Consider the following 14,978-nt stretch of genomic DNA (forward strand, 5'->3'; position numbering starts at 1 on the left):
TTTAGCGGCCCCATGCCCGGTGTCCACCCTCCCCCCCGCACGGAAAGGTGACGGGCGCCATTTCCTTGGTTAACATGGCAAAGCTTTGGGGGAGCGTGTGTGATGGTCTGGTGGTGGTGGATTCTTCCGGGCGCGGCGGCGCTGGCCGGTGCGTTGTTGCTGCTTTCCGGGTTGGGAGCGCTGTTTCGTGGCCGGTTTCTGGGGGCGTTCGGCGGTGTGCTGTTCGGCGGCGGGTTCCTGGCCGCTGGCGTCGCCGCCATCCTTCTGGGCCTGAACGTCCAGAGCTACGCGCGGCTGGTGCAAGAACGGCCGGTCGCCACCATCACCCTCAGCCAGATCGAGACTCAGTTCTTCGAGGCGACCCTGACCCAGCCTGAAACGGCCACGACCCCGGCCTCGACGGCGGTCTATCCGGTTCACGGCGATGAATGGCGCATCGAGGCCCATGTCCTGCGCTGGAAGCCGTGGGCCAATATTCTGGGTCTGGACGCGCAATACCGACTGGACCGCCTGTCGGGCCGTTATCAGGACACCCGACAGGAGCTGACGGCGGTGCGCAGTGTGCACGACCTGCGCGGCGGCGACGTGGCGTCCGAGCGGCGCTGGACCCTGGATGTCTGGGAGGTGTCGCGGCGCTACCGGGATTATGTGGACGCCGTGGACACGCTGTATGGCTCGGCCGCCTACATGCCCATGGCCGACGGCGCCCGGTACGAGGTCTGGATCACCCAGTCGGGCCTTATCGCCCGCCCCGTCAATGAACAGGCCCGCGAGGCCTCGGCCGGCGGCTGGGTTCAGACGGACTGACGACCGGGTCGCCGCCGCAACCGACGCGCAGTGCGGCCGACGATCAGGGCCAGAACGACGAGAAACACCGGGACCAGCACCGGCGCCAGCAGGGCGAGCAGCGCCGTGAAGAAGGCCAGCACGTCCTCGAACAGCGACAGCACCGGATTGCCCAGCCCGCCCGTGGCGGCGGTGGACGCCAACCGCAGCCCGCCCTGCGCCGCATTGAAGGCCAGGGCTGTGGGCGCGCCGACGATGATGCCCGCCACGGCAGCCAGAAGCGGATCGACGCCCACAAAGAGCGATCCGGCCGCCAGCGCCGCCGCGAGGGGCCGCACCACCAGGCCAAGGCCGCTGAGCGCGTTGTCGACAACAGGGATCTTGTCAGCCGTGAACTCGACCGCAGCGGCCACGCCCAGCACGGCGACCGCCGCATCGGAATGAAGCCACTGCATCTGTTCGTTCAGCTGGATTCCAAACCAGCCGAAACGCGCCGCGAGCGCCAGCATCAGCAAGGGAAGGAAGGTGCGCAGGCCCGTCGAGGCGGCGAGGCCCAGCCCCAGCAGGGCCGGCACGATCCAGATGGCGAAAGGCTCGCCCCATCCCTGAACCGCTGTCGTCATGCCGCCGAGCGCGTCGATGGCCTGTTCGATCATGCCCCGTCCTCCCGGCCTTCAGCAGAGCGCCGGGAGCGGGCCGGGGTCAAGGCTCAGAGATCGCTTACCACGTCCGCCGCGTCCGGATGGCGGCGAAACCAGGCGACGGCGTAGGCGCAGCGCGGGATCAGCTTGAGCTTGTGGGTGCGGGCGTGATCCGCCAGTCGCTTCATGAAGTCCCCCGCCGCCCCTGAGCCGCGCAATTCCGGCTCGGCCTCCACATGCAGAATAACCCGCCTGTCGCCCTGTCTGGCGTAGTCGGCCCAGACGCGGCGCAGCTCCCCATCAGCGTCCGTGAACCCCTGCTCGAAGCGGTTGTCGGCGGCGACGTCGCGGAAATCGGTCATAGGTGGGCTCCTCAAGGCACGATATATGGGATCAATCGCGTCGGAACCGTGGTGTTCCGGATCGAAACCTGACGATCACGTGTGGAGGCGGGAATGAGGGTGAAGTTGAAGGTGAGCGTGGGCATCGTGCTCGGCGCCATTCTGGGGCTGTCGGCCTGCGGCCGGGAAGAGCCTGTGGTGGCTGAGCCGAACGGCGGCGAGCCCGCCGACGCGCCCGAAATGGCCGAGGGCGCGCCTCCGGCCCGGCCGGTTCTGCGTGACGGGCTCTGGGTCGTCGCCAGCGAGACCGACGGCATGCGCTCGGCCATGCGCATGTGCGTGGACGCCGAGGTGCAGGACCGCATGAGCGTGCTGGGGAGCCAGATGTCGGGCGGCGCCTGCGAGGAATCCACGGTGACGCCGCGTCCCGGCGGAGGCTGGACCGTGCGCTCGGTCTGCGACATGGGTTCGGGCGGGCGGGTGGTCAGCGAGGGCGTCACCACCGGCAACCTGAACAGCGGCTATCGCACCGAGATGACCTCCACCACCACCGGCGCGGCCGTGCCGCACATGAACCGCACCGTGGCCCAGGTGGTCGAAGGCGAGCACCAGGGCGCCTGTCCCGAGGGCATGGCGCCGGGCGACCTGGAGGCGCCCGGCGGAATCCGCTTCAACATGCTGGAGATGGCCGAGATGGCCGGGCGGGCGGGCGCGCCATAGCCTTACGGCGTGCGGCCCTGGACCACCCCGATCAGGCCCAGGACGCTCTTCACCGTGAACCAGATGAACAGCACCAGCATCGCGAGGCCGGCGGCGATGAGGAAGGGTATGCCGATCAGCACCACCGACAGCACGGCTGAAACGATGATGACGATGGTCAGCAGGATGAACCAGACGATGACCGACCAGAACAGGCGGATCTGATCGTCGAAGTGGGCGCGAACCCAGCCTGTCGATGACCCGCGCATGGCGTAGGCCACCACAACGCCGACCAGAGCCAGCAGATTGGCGCTGGGGATGGCCAGCAGATACAGCAGCCAGACCACGCCGGCGGCCGCGCGGCCCTCTTCCGGATCGCCGGATGCGTAGCGAGGCTCGGGGGCGGCGTCGGCCATCAGATGTCTCCTAGAAAAACCATGTCCGGGGATTGGATATGGGCCGGGCGTTCTTCAGGCGCCAGATGCCCGCCGCGCCGCGGGCGATGGTCCACACCGCCAGCAGGAACAGGACGAAGATGCCCAGGTTCACCACGATCAGGATCAGCCCCACCAGGGCGGCGATGGCGGCGGTCCACAGGGTGCGCTGCTGATAGACATAGTGGCTGAGCAGGAAGGGCGAGGCGTTCACCGTGCGCCCCGTCACCGCCAGCAGGCCCAGAATGGCCGAAAAGCCGAGGGTGGGCACCGCGAAGAGGATCAGGGCGTAGATGGTCAGGGCCCAGGTCAGCCGGTCCTTCGGCTCCTCGTCCAGCGCCCGGCGGCGCTCGGCGCGCGACACGAACGCCGGCGCGGGCTCGGGCTCAGGCTCGGGCGGTTCGGGTTCGGCCATAACGTCCTTCATCCGGGACCCCTGCGCCGGCGGCGCCGGATCCGCGTCCAGCGGGGGACGTGCGACAGGCTCGGGAGCAGGCTCCGGCCCGCGCTCCACCGACTGCCCCTCAACGGACCGGGGCGAACAGAAGCCGATCTGATCGTCGAAATCGTCCTCGGGGGTCCTGGGCTCGCCCGGTTCGGCCATGGTGCTCCTCGATGCGCTTGTGCGCGCTTGTCCAGACAATGGCGGCGTCGGCCGCCCATGACAACCGGCTTGAAGCCGGTTCGGCCGGGCCTAACGCCGCCAGACCACTTCGCATCCCGGCGCGATGGTCCCGGCCAGGGCGCCCGGCTTCTCCACCCGCACGCGCGCGGCCCGCACCCGCGGATCATCAAGACACGCCAGGGCCAGCCGGTCCGCGAAGGTCTCCACCAGCCCCACATGGCCCGCGGCGACGATGGCGCGGGCGGCCTCGGCCACGGTTTCATAGTTCACCGTGTCTGACAGACCATCCACGTCGCCGGCGCCCAGTTCCAGCGACACATCGATCACCAGGGTCTGCAGGCGGCCCTGTTCATGATCATGCACGCCGATGCCCGCCTGGACCTCCAGTCCGCGCACGAACACGGTCAGGGTCTCGCGATGCGGTTCGGGCGCCTGGAAGGGCAAGGGGCCGGGGGCCAGGGACAAGACGCCTACTCCACGATGTCGGGGGTCAGCCACGCCAGGTGCTGGCCGCCGTCCACGGCGATCATCTGGCCCGTGACCAAGGGCGCGTCAACGAGATAGAGCACCGCCCGCGCCACCTGGACCGGATCGCCGGGGCGCTGAAGCAGGGTGTTGGCCGCCTCGTCCGCGAATTCTTCGGGCGTCTGGTGGATGGACGGCAGGGTCGGACCGGGACCGACCCCATTGACGCGAATGCGCGGCGCCAGGGCCTGGGCCAGGGTGCGGGTCGCCCACCAGAGGCCGGCGCGCGACAGGCTGTAGGAGAAGAAGCGCGGATCGGGCTTTCGCACCCGCTGGTCCAGCAGGTTGACGATGCTGGAACCGTCCGGCGCCCGGGCGGCGAATTCCTCCGCCAGCACGATGGGCGCCCGCAGATTGGTTTCGATGTGCCGGTCCCAGCTGTCGCGGCTCAGCCCGCCCACCCGGTCGTCCTCGAACACCGAGGCGTTGTTGACCAGCACGGTCAGGGACCCGAGCGCCGCGACAGCATCAGGGATCAGGCGGCGCGCAGTGGTCTCGTCTGTCAGATCGGCCTGAAGCGCGACCGCACGACGGCCCAGCGACTCGATCTCGCGCACCGTGTCGGCGGCGTCGGCCTCGGAGTTGTTGTGGTGAACCGCGACGTCGAATCCGGCCCGCGCCAGTTCAAGGGCGATGGCCCGGCCGATGCGGCGCGCAGCGCCGGTGACCAGCGCCGCGCCGCGCGAGGCGCCGGTGTCAGTCAATCCGGCCGAACTCGAACCAGTTGAGCGCGGCGAGGACGATGGCGAGACCCAGAATGGCGGCGACGACGACCATGGAAAGCTCCTGAAAACGTGCGCACCGCATATAGGGCGGCGGGCGATGGTTCAAGCGCCGCCGATGGCCTATGAGGCGACCATGACCACCTGGCGCCGCCATATCGAACCATTCACCCGGCCGCTGTTCTTCGTGGTGTCGCGCCTGACGCGCGGCATGACGCTGGGCGTGCGGGTGGTGGCGCGGGACCGGGCGGGGCGGATCATGCTGGTGCGGCACACCTATCTGGAGGGCTGGTGGCTGCCCGGCGGCGGGGTGGACCGGGGCGAGACGGTTCAGGACGCGGCGGTGCGGGAGCTGCGCGAGGAGACCGGCCTGATCGCCTCGGGGCCGCCGCGCCTGCTGTCGGTGCACTCCAACCACCGGTTCTTTCCCAACGACCATGTGCTGGTGTTCGCGGTGGACGCCTTCGAGGTGGAGGACCGGACCTCCCAGGGGGAAATCTCGGACGCCGAATGGTTCGCGCCTGACGCCCTGCCTGGCGGCGTGACGGCGGCGACGCAGCGGCGGCTGGATGAAATCTTCAGGGGCGCTCCGCCCGATCCGCTGTGGTAGGAGCCCGGCCATGAACCCCACCGTCATCGCCATTCTGGCCGTCATCGTCGGCGGCGCCCTGACCGCCCTGCAGGGGCCCACCAACGCCCGGCTGTCGGCCGCGGTCGCCTCGCCGGTGAACGCGGCCCTGATCTCGTTCGCCATCGGGACCGTGGCCCTTTTGGCGCTGGCGGCGGTGCTGCAGACCAAGCCGGACATGGCCGCCACCCGCGCCCTGCCCCCGGCGGCCTGGCTGGGCGGGCTGTACGGCGCGGTGTTCGTGGTCGCCTCGGCCTATGCGGTGCCGCGGCTGGGCGTGGCGACCACCATCGTGCTGATGGTGGCGGGGCAGATGATGCTGAGCCTGATCCTTGACCATTTCGGCTTCATGGGCGTGCCGAAGCAGCCCATCACCCTGACCCGTCTGGCGGGGGTGGCCATGCTGGTCGGCGGGGTTCTGCTGGTCAGAAAGGGCTGAGCCGCTTCGCCGCGACGCGCGGGGCGCCTATATTGGCCCCGTGACCGAATCCCCGCCCATCGACACGCCCCCGGAACCCTCGCTGGCCGCAGCCGAGCTCATCCGCGACGAGGCGCGACGCGCGCCGGACAAGCCGGGCGTCTATCGCATGTATGGCGAGGACGGGACGTGCCTGTACGTGGGCAAGGCGCGGTCCCTGAAGAAGCGCGTCATGCAGTATGCGCAGGGGCGGTTCCACACCCAGCGCATCGCCCTGATGGTGTCCCTGACCCGGTCCATGGAGATGGTGGTCACAGCCTCGGAGACCGAGGCCCTGCTGCTGGAATCCAACTTCATCAAGAAGCTGAAGCCGCGCTTCAATGTGGTGCTGCGGGACGACAAGTCGTTCGCCGAGCTGATGATCCGCCGCGACCACCGCGCGCCGCAGGTCCGGAAGCACCGGGGCGCGCACACCATCCCCGGCGACTATTTCGGGCCGTTCGCCTCCACCTGGGCGGTGAACCGGACCCTGAACACCCTGCAGAAGGCGTTTCTTCTCCGATCCTGTTCCGACAGCGTCTACGAGAGCCGCACCCGCCCCTGCATGCTGCACCAGATCAAGCGCTGCTCGGCGCCGTGCACCGGCCTGATCAGCCTGGAGGACTATGGCGAGCTGGTCGCCTCGGCCGAGCAGTTCCTGCGTGGCAAGTCACGGGAGGTGGTCGGTCGGCTGTCCAGAGAGATGCAGGCGGCCTCGGACGATCTGGACTTCGAGCGCGCGGCGCGGGTGCGGGACCGCATCCGGGCGCTGTCGGCCATCACCATGGAGCAGTCCATCAACGCCGAAACGGTGGAGGAAGCCGACGTCTTCGCCCTGTTCTCGGACGGCGGTCAGGCGTGCATCCAGGCCTTCTTCTTCCGCGCGGGCCAGAACTGGGGCGGGCGGGCCTATTTCCCGCGCATCGACCGCAGCGACAGCGACCCGGAAATCCTCGGCGCATTCCTCGGCCAGTTCTATGAGGACAAGCCGGTTCCGCGCCTGATCCTGACCAATGTGTCGCCGCACGAGATCGAGCTGCTGGCCGAGGCCTTCTCCATGAAGGCGGAGCGCCGGGTCGAGATCGCCGTCCCACGCCGGGGCGAGAAGGCCGATCTGGTCCGCCACGCCCTGACCAACGCCCGCGAGGCGCTGGGCCGCAAGCTGGCCGAGAACTCGGCCCAGACCAAGATCCTGGACGAAGTCTGCGAGGCGTTCGGGCTGGACGCCCGGCCCGAGCGGATCGAGGTCTATGACAACGCCCACATCCAGGGCTCGAACGCCGTGGGCGGCATGATCGTGGCCGGGTCCGAGGGCTTCCGGAAGAACCAGTACCGCAAGTTCAACATCCGCGACGAGGAGCTGAGCCCCGGCGACGACTACGGCATGATGCGCGAGGTGATGCGTCGCCGCTTCGGCCGGCTGGTGAAGGAGGAGGAAGCGGGCGAGCCGGTGGAGCGGCCCGATCTGCTCCTGATCGACGGCGGGGCGGGGCAGCTGGCCGAGGTCATGGCGGTGCTGGCGGATCTGGGCGTCGACGACATTCCCGTAGTGGGCGTGGCCAAGGGGCCGGACCGGGACGCGGGCATGGAGAAGTTCTTCATGCCCGGCAAGGCGCCCTTCATGCTGCCGCTGAAATCCCCTGCCCTCTACTATCTGCAAAGGCTGCGCGACGAGGCCCACCGCTTCGCCAACGGGGCCCACGCCAAGCGCCGGTCCATGGACATCAAGCGCAATCCGCTGGACGAGATCGAGGGCGTGGGGCCGGGGCGCAAGAAGGCGCTGCTGCACGCCTTCGGCTCGGCGCGGGGCGTGTCGCGGGCCTCGGCAGCCGATCTTGAAAAGGTGGACGGCATCAGCCGGGCCCTCGCGGAGCGTATTCACGCCAACTTCCGAAAGGCCTAGAAGTGGCGTCATGACTGACGAATCCGATCCTCTTCTTTCCGGCTATCGCCGCTTCCGCGACAACACCTGGCCTGAAAAGCGGGCCCGCTTCGAGGAGCTGGCCGCCCAGGGCCAGACCCCGCAAACGCTGGTGGTGGCCTGTTCCGACAGCCGGGCCGACCCGGCCTCGATCTTCGACACCGCACCGGGCGAGCTGTTCGTGGTGCGCAACGTGGCCAACATCGTTCCGCCCTACGGACCCGACGGCAAGCTGCACGGGGTTTCCGCCGCGCTGGAATTCGGCGTGCGGGTGCTCAAGGTGAAGCGCATCGTCGTCATGGGTCATGCCCTGTGCGGCGGGGTCTGGGCCATGATCAACGGCGCGCCCGAGGGGTGCGAGGACTTTGTCCGCCCCTGGGTGGCCCAGGCCGAGCCGGTGGTGAAGACGGCCATCGAGGGGGTCGAGGAAGATCGCCGTCAGACCGTGGGCGAACACGCCGTGGTGCGGCTGTCCATCGACAATCTGCGCACCTTCCCGTGGATCGCCGAGCGGGAGGCCTCGGGCGACCTCGAACTGGTCGGCCTGCATTTCGGCATCGCCAACGGCGTGCTTTGGCGCATGCAGGCCAACGGGGTGTTCGACGCCCTGGAACCTGAAGCTTGAGCGAGCGCCTTCCCCTTTCGGCCTTCATCATCTGCCTGAACGAGGCCGGGACCATCGAGGCGTGCATCCGGTCGCTGGACCAGTGCGCCGAGATCGTCATCGTGGACTCCGGCTCCACCGACGCCACGCCCGAGGTGTTGGCGCGGTTGGCGGCGGAAGGCTTTCCAATCCGCTTCATGCATCAGGACTGGCTGGGCTTCGCGCGCCAGAAGCAGTTCGCCCTTGAGCAGGCGACGCAACCCTGGCTGCTCAGCATCGATGCGGACGAGCGGCTGGACGAGGACCTGCGCGCCGCCCTGCGCGGCCTTGTGGCGGCCCCGGACGATGTGGTGGGCTGGCGGCTGCGGCGACGACCCTGGCTGATCGGCTACGGCTATACGCCCAGGGGCGTCGGCGACGGGGCCAATCTGCGGCTGTTCCGGCGGGGCAAGGCGGTGTTCGACATGAAGAAGACCGTGCACGAAGGCCTGATCCCGGACGGGACCGTGCGCGTGGCGGAAAAAGGCGCCCTGCTGCACTATCGCCCGCTGACCGTCGGCGAGGTGGTGGTCAAGGAAGAGGGCTACGCCACCCTAAAGGCCGGCATGCGGGCGGCGGGAAAAAAGCGCTTCACGCCCTGGCGCATGCTGCTGAACCCGCCGGTCTATTTCCTGCGCGTGATGTACGGGCGAAAGCTGTATCGTGCGGGCTGGGCGGGGGTCATCTTCGCCATGCAGGCGGCCATCTACGCCTTTCTGACCGAGGCCAAGACCTGGGAGGGTGAAGCGATGAAGCGCCATCCTTCCACGGATCGCGACCCGGACGTCGTCTCGCGCGTTCAGGAACCCTGACCATGCTCCAGAGAAGCCCCATGACCTCCCCCCTGCGCAACATTCCGAACATCCTGACCGGCGCCCGGCTGGCGGCGGGGGTGGTCATGTTCCTGATCCTTGCGGGAGCCACGGCGACGCCGATCCTGTCGGCCTATCTGAGCCCGGACGACCAGTTCGCCCTGTACCGCGCCGCCTTCTTCATCTTCGTGATCGCCGCCTCCACCGACTGGGTCGACGGGTTTCTGGCGCGGCGCTGGAAGGTGGAGAGCCGCTGGGGCGCCATTCTGGACCCCATCGCCGACAAGATCCTGGTGACCGGCGCCATCCTGGGGCTGCTGACATCGGGCTCCCTGACCCAGATCGCCATTCCCTGCGGCCTGATCCTGTTCCGGGAGTTCGCCGTCTCGGCCCTGCGCGAGACCCTGGCGGGCGAGGTCAAGCTGCCGGTCACGACCCTGGCCAAGTGGAAGACGACGCTGCAGCTGTTCTCGCTGGGCCTGCAGTTGCTGGCCCTGAACTGGGGCGTGTTCGGCTGGGATCTGCAGCTGCTGCCCAATTTCCAGACCTTCGCCGATGTGATGCTGTGGATCGCCGCCATCGTCACCGTCTGGACCGGCTGGCAGTATTTCACCAAGGCGCGCGAGCAGATGGCCTGACCGCCCGCCGGCCGTGACGCGGCCCTGAGCGCATCACAGCCTTCAGGCGAGCCGACCGCCCCCCTCGGGCGTGGGAGGGGCTGACAGGGCCTGCACGGTTGTGAACGTCATCCGGAAGACGTCCCGAACCCGACGAATTGAGGTCCGGACGGGGCTGATTCGCGGGCGTCAGGGCGGATCGGGTCCGGTTGTCGGCGTCTGAGCCGGACTCCGGGGGATTGCACGGTGCAATTGGTGCAATTGGTGCAATTCGGGCGCGGCGGCGGAACGACCCGGTCCGGTCCGCCGGGCGGCCGGAGTTGCCGGGTCGGCTTTGGCCGTGACAGCCGGAGCCGTGCCGGGGTCAGGGGTTTCGTCGGCTTCGGCCATGGCCGTCAGCCGGGCATGGACGGACAACCAGCGCATGGCCTCGCCCGCGCGCCCGGTGCGGATGGCGCGCGCGGCCAGACGCCAGGCCCGGGCGATCATCCAGCCCAGGTCCGGCGCGGCCTCGTCGTCTGTCGCTCCGATCTCGCTCATGACCGACGAACCTAGGGCGCGGCTGCGTCAATCGGGGACGTGCGCCCGCAAAAAGAAAAGGGCGGCGCCTTTCGGCGCCGCCCTGATCGTTTGAGGCCTCAGGCTTGTCAGCCTTCGGTCTTCTCGCCTTCCAGCTCCAGAGCCAGATCGGCCGGCAGCGGCTCGACGGCGTCCTCGCGCTGTTGCGTGAGGACCGCGTCGCGCTCGTTGGCGATCTTCTGCAGCGACCGCAGATAGGCGCCCGTGCCCGCCGGGATCAGGCGGCCCACGATCACGTTCTCCTTCAGGCCTTCCAGGGTGTCGACCTTGCCGTTGACCGAGGCGTCGGTCAGCACGCGGGTCGTCTCCTGGAAGGAGGCGGCCGAGATGAAGCTCTTGGTCTGCAGCGAGGCCTTGGTGATGCCCAGCAGAACCGGCTGGGTGGTCGCCGGACGGGCCTTGCGCTTCAGGGTCTTCGCCTGCTCGATGTCGAACTCGGGACGGTCCATGTGATCGCCCTTGATCAGGCCAGTTTCGCCCGGATCGAGGATTTCGACCTTCTGCAGCATCTGGCGAACGATCACCTCGATGTGCTTGTCGTTGATCGGCACGCCCTGCAGTCGATAGACCTCCTGCACTTCGTTCACCAGATACTCGGCCAGGGCCTCGACGCCCTGGATGCGCAGCAGATCGTGCGGATCCGGGTTGCCGTCGATGATGTAATCGCCCTTCTGGATCAGATCGCCGTCGTGGACGGAGATGTGCTTGCCCTTGGGGATCAGGAACTCGACCGGCTCGCCCTGCTCGCCGTCAGCGTTGGGTTCGGGCGTAATCTTGATGCGGCGCTTGTTCTTGTAGTCGCGACCGAATTCGACGCGGCCGTCCATCTCGGCGATGACCGCGCAGTCCTTGGGACGACGGGCCTCGAACAGCTCGGCCACCCGCGGCAGACCGCCGGTGATGTCCCGGGTCTTGGCGCCTTCGGTCGGGATACGGGCGATGATCTCGCCCGGCTTGACCTCGTCGCCGTTGTTGACCGACAGGATGGCGCCCACGGGCAGCAGGTACCGGGCGTCGGAGCCCGAGGCCAGCTTGGCGTAGGATTCACCCTTGATGACGCCCAGGGCCGGACGCAGGTCCGAGCCGCGGGGGCTGGCGCGCCAGTCGGAGACCACGCGCTGGGTGATGCCGGTGGCCTCGTCCGTCTCTTCCTTGACCGACAGGCCGTCGGCCAGATCCTCGAAGCGCACGGCGCCGCCCACCTCGGTGATGATCGGGGTGGTGTAGGGATCCCATTCGGCCATGCGCTCGCCGCGCTTGATCTCGACGCCGTCCTTGACCCGCAGGCGGGCGCCGTAGGGCACCTTGTGGCTCTCGCGATCCTTGCCGTCGACCATCACGGTGATGACGACGTTGCGGCTCATGGCCACCAGATCCCCGTGCGCCGCCTTGACGGTCGGGCCGACGATCTTGATGGAGCCGGCGTTGGTCGCCTCCACGAACGAGGTTTCGGCCACCTGGGCGGTGCCGCCGATGTGGAAGGTCCGCATGGTCAGCTGGGTGCCCGGCTCGCCGATGGACTGGGCCGCGATGACCCCGACCGCCTCGCCGATGTTGACATTGGTGCCGCGCGCCAGGTCACGGCCGTAGCACATGCCGCAGATGCCGGCCTCGGCCTCGCAGGTCAGGGCCGAGCGGACCTTGACCGACTGGACGCCGGCGGCCTCGATCTCTTCGATGACCTCCTCGACCAGATAGGTGTCGGCGGGGAACAGGACGGTGTCCGTGCCCGGCTCCTTGATGTCCTCGGCCGCGTAACGGCCCAGGACACGCTGGCCCAGGGAGACCAGAACGTCGCCGCCCTCGACCACCGCGCGCAGGGTGATGCCGCGCGTGGAGCCGCAGTCTTCCTCGGTGACGATGGAGTCCTGCGCCACGTCCACCAGACGACGGGTCAGGTAACCCGAGTTGGCGGTCTTCAGGGCGGTGTCGGCCAGACCCTTACGGGCGCCGTGGGTGGAGTTGAAGTACTCCAGCACGGTCAGGCCTTCCTTGAAGTTCGAGACGATGGGGGTCTCGATGATCTCGCCGGACGGCTTGGCCATCAGGCCGCGCATGCCGCCCAGCTGCTTCATCTGCGCCTGGGAGCCACGGGCGCCGGAGTTGGCCATCATGTAGACCGAGTTGATCTCGGCGGTCCGGCCGTCGCCCAGCTGAACCGGCAGGGCGATCTCGCCCATCATCTCGTCGGCGATGCGGTCGGTGGCCTTGGCCCAGGCGTCAACGACCTTGTTGTACTTCTCGCCCTTGGTGATCAGGCCGTCGGCGTACTGTTGCTCGTACTCCTCGACCTGGGCGCGGGTGGCCTCAACGATCTCGGTCTTCTTGGCCGGGATCACGATGTCGTCCTTGCCGAACGAGATGCCCGCCTTGGCCGCCTCGCGGAAGCCCAGCTGCATCATACGGTCGGCGAAGATCACCGTCGCCTTCTGACCGCAGTGGCGATAGACCACGTCGATCAGATTGCCGATCTCCTTCTTGGTGAGGTTCTTCTCCAGAAGGCGGTAGCCCACGTTGGGGTTGCGCGGCAGGAGGGCGCCCAGCTTCATGCGGCCGGGGGTGGTGTCGATGACCCGGGTCAGCTCATTGCCTTCGGCGTCCTGCTCGGTCCAGCGGGCCTTGATCTTCGTGTGCAGGGTCACCACGCCGGCGTCGAGCGCGGCGTCGATCTCGCCGATGTTGGCGAACAGCTTGTTCTCGCCCGGCTCGCCGTCCTTGACCAGCGACAGGTAGTACAGGCCCAGGACGATGTCCTGCGACGGCACGATGATCGGCTTGCCGTTGGCGGGCGACAGGATGTTGTTGGTCGACATCATCAGCACGCGCGCTTCCAGCTGGGCCTCGAGGCTCAGCGGGACGTGAACGGCCATCTGGTCGCCGTCGAAGTCGGCGTTGAAGGCGGCGCAGACCAGCGGGTGAAGCTGGATGGCCTTGCCCTCGATCAGCTTGGGCTCGAACGCCTGGATGCCCAGACGGTGAAGCGTCGGCGCGCGGTTCAGCAGAACCGGGTGTTCGCGGATCACCTCGTCGAGGATGTCCCAGACCTGGGGTTGCTCGCGCTCGACCATGCGCTTGGACTGCTTGACGGTGCCCGACAGGCCCTTGGCGTCCAGACGCGCGTAGATGAACGGCTTGAACAGCTCCAGCGCCATCTTCTTGGGCAGGCCGCACTCGTGCAGCTTGAGCTCGGGACCCACCACGATGACCGAACGGCCCGAGTAGTCCACGCGCTTGCCCAGCAGGTTCTGACGGAAGCGGCCCTGCTTGCCCTTCAGCATGTCGGCCAGCGACTTCAGGGGCCGCTTGTTGGCGCCGGTGATGACCCGGCCGCGGCGGCCGTTGTCGAACAGGGCATCCACGGATTCCTGCAGCATCCGCTTTTCATTGCGGATGATGATGTCCGGCGCGCGAAGCTCCATCAGGCGCTTCAGGCGGTTGTTCCGGTTGATGACCCGGCGATACAGGTCGTTCAGGTCGGAGGTGGCGAAGCGGCCGCCGTCCAGCGGCACCAGCGGGCGCAGCTCGGGCGGAATGACCGGCACGATGGTCAGGATCATCCACTCCGGCTTGTTGCCGGACTCGATGAAGGCTTCCATGATCTTGAGGCGCTTGGAGGCCTTCTTGGCCTTCAGCTCCGAGGGGCTGTCGGCCAGTTCGGCGCGATGCTTCTCGGCCTCGGCGTGCAGGTCGATGCCCATGAGCAGGCCGCGCACGGCCTCAGCGCCGATCTCGGCGGTGAAGCCGTCATCGCCGTACTCTTCCTGGAACTGGTAGTACTCGTCCTCGGTCAGAAGCTGGTTCTGCTTGAGGGGCGTGAGGCCCGGCTCGGTGACGATGTAGTTCTCGAAATAGAGAACCCGCTCCACGTCCTTCAGCGCCATGTCCAGCATCAGGGAGATGCGCGACGGCAGGGACTTCAGGAACCAGATGTGGGCGACCGGGGCGGCCAGTTCGATGTGGCCCATGCGCTCGCGACGGACGCGGGCCAGGGTGACCTCCACGCCGCACTTCTCGCAGATGATGCCCTTGTACTTCATGCGCTTGTACTTGCCGCACAGGCACTCGTAGTCCTTGGTCGGACCGAAGATGCGGGCGCAGAACAGGCCGTCACGCTCGGGCTTGAACGTACGATAGTTGATCGTTTCCGGCTTCTTGATCTCGCCGAACGACCAGGACTTGATCTTCTCCGGCGAAGCCAGGGCGATCTTGATCTGGTCGAAGGTCGGGGTGACCGGGACCGGGTTGAAGATGTTCAGGACTTCCTGGTTCATCTTGATTCCTTCTGCGGGGCTACCCGCCAAAATTCATTGAGGGAGAAGAGCGAGAGACCGTCCCTCCCCGCTTGCGCGAGGAGGGATCATCGGTCGATCAGCCGTTCTCCAGCTCCACGTTCAGACCCAGCGAGCGCATTTCCTTGACGAGCACGTTGAAGCTCTCGGGAATGCCCGCCTCGAAGCTGTCGTCGCCGCGGACGATGGCCTCGTAGACCTTGGTGCGGCCGGCCACGTCGTCGGACTTCACCGTCAGCATCTCCTGCAGGGTGTAGGC

The 14,978-nt window shown here is 67.8% G+C and carries 18 protein-coding genes; 8 read left to right on the forward strand and 10 right to left on the reverse strand.

The genetic code is table 11. The annotated features are described in order from the left end of the window. Positions 1-102: 102 nt before the first annotated feature. Entirely contained in the window at positions 103-807 is a 705-nt protein-coding gene (locus C0461_RS05440) for a hypothetical protein (protein ID WP_292104645.1), read from the forward strand. Here the strand turns inward: C0461_RS05440 and C0461_RS05445 are convergent. Continuing rightward, positions 795-1,442, reverse strand: a complete 648-nt coding sequence (locus C0461_RS05445; RefSeq protein ID WP_292104646.1) for a DUF4126 domain-containing protein — start codon at positions 1,440-1,442, stop codon at positions 795-797. The two genes, C0461_RS05440 and C0461_RS05445, sit on opposite strands and share 13 nt — an antisense overlap. A 53-nt stretch (positions 1,443-1,495) precedes the next feature. Then, a complete protein-coding gene (locus C0461_RS05450; RefSeq protein WP_292104647.1) occupies positions 1,496-1,789 on the reverse strand; it encodes a GNAT family N-acetyltransferase in 294 nt (97 codons plus the stop codon). A gap of 93 nt (positions 1,790-1,882) precedes the next feature. On the opposite strand from C0461_RS05450, the gene C0461_RS05455 reads away from it, so the two are divergent. Beyond that, complete coding sequence (locus C0461_RS05455; RefSeq protein WP_292104649.1) at positions 1,883-2,488, forward strand: DUF3617 family protein; 606 nt, start codon at positions 1,883-1,885, stop codon at positions 2,486-2,488. Positions 2,489-2,490: 2 nt separating this feature from the next. On the opposite strand, the gene C0461_RS05460 is transcribed toward C0461_RS05455, so the two are convergent. The 5 genes from C0461_RS05460 to C0461_RS05480 form a co-directional block, all read right to left on the reverse strand. Then, the gene (locus tag C0461_RS05460) at positions 2,491-2,883 is read right to left on the reverse strand and encodes a hypothetical protein (protein ID WP_292104651.1); all 393 of its coding nucleotides are present in this window, start codon (positions 2,881-2,883) and stop codon (positions 2,491-2,493) included. Between the two features lie 10 nt (positions 2,884-2,893). Further along, on the reverse strand, positions 2,894-3,505 hold the full coding sequence (locus tag C0461_RS05465) for a hypothetical protein (RefSeq protein WP_292104653.1): 612 nt from the start codon (positions 3,503-3,505) through the stop codon (positions 2,894-2,896). A gap of 90 nt (positions 3,506-3,595) precedes the next feature. Next, positions 3,596-3,985 carry a dihydroneopterin aldolase gene (gene folB / locus C0461_RS05470; RefSeq protein WP_292104678.1) on the reverse strand — a complete coding sequence of 130 codons (390 nt, stop codon included), beginning with the start codon at positions 3,983-3,985 and terminating at the stop codon, positions 3,596-3,598. 11 nt (positions 3,986-3,996) lie between these two features. Next, positions 3,997-4,755 (reverse strand): SDR family oxidoreductase, encoded by a 759-nt coding sequence (locus C0461_RS05475; protein WP_292104655.1) that lies wholly within the window; start codon positions 4,753-4,755, stop codon positions 3,997-3,999. Continuing rightward, positions 4,748-4,882, reverse strand: coding sequence for a hypothetical protein (locus tag C0461_RS05480; RefSeq protein ID WP_292104657.1), 135 nt, complete (start codon positions 4,880-4,882; stop codon positions 4,748-4,750). The genes C0461_RS05475 and C0461_RS05480 overlap by 8 nt, the downstream gene beginning before the upstream one ends. On the opposite strand from C0461_RS05480, the gene C0461_RS05485 reads away from it, so the two are divergent. From C0461_RS05485 to pgsA, 6 genes are read left to right on the forward strand one after another with little or no spacing between them, the layout of a single operon-like run. Continuing rightward, positions 4,874-5,383, forward strand: coding sequence for an NUDIX domain-containing protein (locus C0461_RS05485; protein WP_292104660.1), 510 nt, complete (start codon positions 4,874-4,876; stop codon positions 5,381-5,383). The two genes, C0461_RS05480 and C0461_RS05485, sit on opposite strands and share 9 nt — an antisense overlap. A 10-nt stretch (positions 5,384-5,393) precedes the next feature. Continuing rightward, on the forward strand, positions 5,394-5,840 hold the full coding sequence (locus C0461_RS05490) for a DMT family transporter (protein WP_292104662.1): 447 nt from the start codon (positions 5,394-5,396) through the stop codon (positions 5,838-5,840). Between the two features lie 40 nt (positions 5,841-5,880). Next, complete coding sequence (gene uvrC / locus C0461_RS05495; RefSeq protein WP_292104665.1) at positions 5,881-7,761, forward strand: excinuclease ABC subunit UvrC; 1,881 nt, start codon at positions 5,881-5,883, stop codon at positions 7,759-7,761. Positions 7,762-7,771: 10 nt separating this feature from the next. After that, positions 7,772-8,404 (forward strand): carbonic anhydrase, encoded by a 633-nt coding sequence (locus C0461_RS05500; protein WP_292104667.1) that lies wholly within the window; start codon positions 7,772-7,774, stop codon positions 8,402-8,404. Beyond that, a complete protein-coding gene (locus tag C0461_RS05505) occupies positions 8,401-9,234 on the forward strand; it encodes a glycosyltransferase family 2 protein (protein ID WP_292104670.1) in 834 nt (277 codons plus the stop codon). The genes C0461_RS05500 and C0461_RS05505 overlap by 4 nt, the downstream gene beginning before the upstream one ends. A gap of 20 nt (positions 9,235-9,254) precedes the next feature. Then, positions 9,255-9,872, forward strand: coding sequence for a CDP-diacylglycerol--glycerol-3-phosphate 3-phosphatidyltransferase (gene pgsA / locus C0461_RS05510; RefSeq protein ID WP_292104672.1), 618 nt, complete (start codon positions 9,255-9,257; stop codon positions 9,870-9,872). A gap of 168 nt (positions 9,873-10,040) precedes the next feature. Here the strand turns inward: pgsA and C0461_RS05515 are convergent, their stop codons facing one another. From C0461_RS05515 to C0461_RS05525, 3 genes are all read right to left on the reverse strand, one after another. Continuing rightward, positions 10,041-10,391: a hypothetical protein gene (locus C0461_RS05515; RefSeq protein ID WP_292104673.1), complete on the reverse strand. Its 351-nt coding sequence runs from the start codon at positions 10,389-10,391 to the stop codon at positions 10,041-10,043. A 107-nt stretch (positions 10,392-10,498) separates the two neighbouring features. Continuing rightward, positions 10,499-14,701 (reverse strand): DNA-directed RNA polymerase subunit beta', encoded by a 4,203-nt coding sequence (gene rpoC / locus C0461_RS05520; RefSeq protein WP_292104675.1) that lies wholly within the window; start codon positions 14,699-14,701, stop codon positions 10,499-10,501. Between the two features lie 97 nt (positions 14,702-14,798). After that, positions 14,799-14,978: hypothetical protein (locus tag C0461_RS05525; RefSeq protein WP_292104676.1), on the reverse strand; the 180-nt coding region annotated here is incomplete at its 5' end.

Origin of the sequence: Brevundimonas sp. (assembly GCF_013823285.1) — a bacterium.
Lineage (GTDB): Bacteria > Pseudomonadota > Alphaproteobacteria > Caulobacterales > Caulobacteraceae > Brevundimonas.

Coding starts and splice junctions, on each gene's coding strand:
- C0461_RS05485 (WP_292104660.1), top strand. CDS start 4,874: ATGGTTCAAGCGCCGCCGATGGCCTATGAGGCGACCATGACCACCTGG.
- C0461_RS05445 (WP_292104646.1), bottom strand. CDS start 1,442: ATGATCGAACAGGCCATCGACGCGCTCGGCGGCATGACGACAGCGGTT.
- C0461_RS05500 (WP_292104667.1), top strand. CDS start 7,772: ATGACTGACGAATCCGATCCTCTTCTTTCCGGCTATCGCCGCTTCCGC.
- C0461_RS05460 (WP_292104651.1), bottom strand. CDS start 2,883: ATGGCCGACGCCGCCCCCGAGCCTCGCTACGCATCCGGCGATCCGGAA.
- C0461_RS05440 (WP_292104645.1), top strand. CDS start 103: ATGGTCTGGTGGTGGTGGATTCTTCCGGGCGCGGCGGCGCTGGCCGGT.
- pgsA (WP_292104672.1), top strand. CDS start 9,255: ATGACCTCCCCCCTGCGCAACATTCCGAACATCCTGACCGGCGCCCGG.
- C0461_RS05465 (WP_292104653.1), bottom strand. CDS start 3,505: ATGGCCGAACCGGGCGAGCCCAGGACCCCCGAGGACGATTTCGACGAT.
- C0461_RS05490 (WP_292104662.1), top strand. CDS start 5,394: ATGAACCCCACCGTCATCGCCATTCTGGCCGTCATCGTCGGCGGCGCC.
- C0461_RS05515 (WP_292104673.1), bottom strand. CDS start 10,391: ATGAGCGAGATCGGAGCGACAGACGACGAGGCCGCGCCGGACCTGGGC.
- rpoC (WP_292104675.1), bottom strand. CDS start 14,701: ATGAACCAGGAAGTCCTGAACATCTTCAACCCGGTCCCGGTCACCCCG.
- C0461_RS05450 (WP_292104647.1), bottom strand. CDS start 1,789: ATGACCGATTTCCGCGACGTCGCCGCCGACAACCGCTTCGAGCAGGGG.
- C0461_RS05455 (WP_292104649.1), top strand. CDS start 1,883: ATGAGGGTGAAGTTGAAGGTGAGCGTGGGCATCGTGCTCGGCGCCATT.